The organism is Kitasatospora sp. MY 5-36 (assembly GCF_001182915.1).
In the GTDB taxonomy this organism is placed as follows: domain Bacteria; phylum Actinomycetota; class Actinomycetes; order Streptomycetales; family Streptomycetaceae; genus Kitasatospora.
Genome location: NZ_LFVW01001012.1, coordinates 1 through 2459, shown reverse-complemented (window position 1 = coordinate 2459; position 2459 = coordinate 1). Strand labels below are relative to the sequence as shown.

General features: G+C 76.6%; 2 protein-coding genes and 1 pseudogene. 2 read left to right on the top strand and 1 reads right to left on the bottom strand.

The genetic code is table 11. The annotated features are described in order from the left end of the window. Window positions 1-1346: hypothetical protein (locus tag AE652_RS39520; RefSeq protein ID WP_049660431.1), on the top strand; the 1346-nt coding region annotated here is incomplete at its 5' end. A 325-nt stretch (window positions 1347-1671) separates the two neighbouring features. Beyond that, window positions 1672-2130: a MarR family winged helix-turn-helix transcriptional regulator gene (locus tag AE652_RS39515; RefSeq protein ID WP_049660429.1), complete on the top strand. Its 459-nt coding sequence runs from the start codon at window positions 1672-1674 to the stop codon at window positions 2128-2130. Window positions 2131-2253: 123 nt separating this feature from the next. Here the strand turns inward: AE652_RS39515 and AE652_RS48790 are convergent. Further along, window positions 2254-2459: pseudogene (locus AE652_RS48790) on the bottom strand (hypothetical protein); the annotation flags it as partial.

The following is a 2459-nucleotide window of genomic DNA, read 5'->3' as shown; positions in this document are numbered from 1 at the left end:
ACCGCCCGGCCGCGGCGGCCGTCACCGTCGCGACCAGGGTCCGGGCGGCGCGCTCCGGCGCGCCCGACCACCGCCTGGTGGACCTGGTCGCGGGCCTGCGTGAACTCCTCGGCCTCACCACCGCCCTGGCCACCGGCACCGCCCCGGTCGCCGAGCTGCGCGGCACCGCGCGCCAGGCCTACCGGGAGGAGGGCGGTCTGCGGCTCTACGGCCTGTTCGCCGAGCCGGTGCTGACGGCCACCCATGCCGGTGCGGTCAGCTGGGCGGTGGACGCCGACGGGCGCCTCAGCACGATCGCCGAGGTGATGCCGCACGACGACGCGGCGGCCGCCGCCCCACAGGCGGTCGGGGCGGGCAACCGGACGGTCCGGTTGGGCGACGCCGCGCTCAGCCACCGCGAGTTCAGCCGCGCGGGGCTGGCCGTCCAGGGTGCGACCAGGTCCGGTGGTGGTCGGCTGGGCGCCGGGGCCTCGGTCCGGGCGGTGCGGGCGACGGGCGCGGCATGGACGGCGGAGCCGGCCGCCCGGCTCTGGTCGGAACCGGCCTCCGCCCAGGTGGCCCGGGCACTCGCGGCGCAGGAACTGCCGTACGAGAGCCGCCCGGCCGGGAGCGACCTGCTCTTCCTGGACGTCACCCTGCTGGGTACGGCCCCCGGCCCGGGCGGTGCACCGCAGCTGCTGGCGCGCTGCACGGCGAGCGGTGCGCAGGGCGGTCCGGTGATCGTCCTGCGTCCGGCGCACGAGCACCCCGACCTGCCGTTCCGGGCGAACCTCGCGCTGCTCGCCACCGCCCCCGGCCTGCGACTGCGGGTGATCGGTCGGCTGGAGCGCGCGGACCGTCCGGAACTGCGTCTGCTCGCGATCGGTACGCCCCCGGCCGCCCCCGACCCGCTCGCCCTGTCCGCGGACCGGGCGGGCCGGGTCAACCTCGGCCTCGAACGCCTCCAGACCGCCGACCTCGCCGCGTCCGCGACGGCCTCCGCCACGGTCGGTGAGTCGGCGGATGGGTCGGCGGACGGATCTGCCACCCCGACGCCGTACGGCCCGCCCGTCCACGTGCTCGGCCGCCGGGTCGAGCAGACGGTCACCACCGGTCGGCACGCCCTCGCCCCGAGCGAGGCCTCGGCGGCGGCCGACCGCGGTCTGCTGCGCGCCGCCGGGCTGGCCACCGCCGCCGAACTCCTCGACGGCCTGCGGGCCTCCGCCGCCAACCAGAAGCGCGACGTCTTCGGCCGGATCGTCACCGACGACCACGAGGATTTCGCCACCGCCTGGCTGACCGCGGCCTCCTACACCGAGGAACTGGCCACGGCGCTGTGCGCGTCGGCCTGGTCCGGGGAGGGGTGAGGAGCCGGTCGTGTGCGGCCCCGCGGTGTCCTTCGACGCCCCGGGCGGCGGGCGGGCCGGACCCTCGTGCGGGGTCCGGTCGCTCACCGCAGGACGGCCTCCGCCCCGCCGTCGCGGCGGCTGACGGCCCGGAGCGGAGGCCCTCGACGGGGAACCGGCGGGGGTATAAGCCGAACTATTTGCACAGTCCGATATTCCGCGCCAAATGGCATACTTGTCACAGGAAGACACGGGACGAAACCTCGTACGAGACCCCGGACGAGAGACCTCACACGGGGCCGCGTCCGGCACACGGCACGAGCAGCGCGACGGAAGGGTAGGCGTCATGGGAATCCGCGACGATGCGGCCGAGATCCGGGCCCGCGGCTGGCGGACGCTCGCCGCGCTGCACGGCATGATCGACACCGCGCTGGAGAAGGCGCTCCAGGCCGAGTTCAAGCTCTCGGTGGTCGAGTACACGGTGCTGGAGGCGCTCTCCCGCCAGGACGGCTGGCACATGCGGATGCAGCAGCTGGCCCGCGCGGCGGCGCTGAGCAGCAGTGCGACCACCCGGCTGGTGAGCCGCCTGGAGGACCGGGGCCTGCTCGGCCGGTTCCTCTGCGCGGACGACCGGCGCGGCATCTACACCGAGCTGACGCCCGAAGGCCGCGACCTGCTGACGGCGGCTCGCCCGGTGCACGACGCCGCCCTGGAGGCGACGCTGGCCGAGGCCACCGAGGTCCCGGAGCTGGCCCCGCTGGTCGGGTCGCTCGCCGAACTCCACCCGGTCCACGCCAACGCCTGAGCCCGCACCGACGGCTGAGACCGAGGCGGGCCGCCCACGGAAGCGGTCCGCCCGGCCCGGATCGTCCGGCAGCACCTTGACCACGCACAGCGCCGGGCGGTCGCGGCGCAGGTCGAAGGGGCGTCACCGCCGCTCCTCGGCCTCCCGGACGGTGGGGGAGTCCGCAGAGGCCCGCCGCGGGGCGAAAGGGGCGGACGGCGCGAGGTGTTGCGCCCCGTACACGGGTGTCGCCGGGCCGAGCTGCCCGGCCGGGCCGGCGTCCCGGGCCCGTTGCGGCACGGCCGCTTGGGCGTGCGGCGCACTGTCCGAGCCGTCGTCGGGCCGTGGTG

Excerpts from the sequence above, each read along its gene's own strand:
- AE652_RS39515 (WP_049660429.1), top strand. The coding sequence starts at position 1,672 with ATGGGAATCCGCGACGATGCGGCCGAGATCCGGGCCCGCGGCTGGCGG.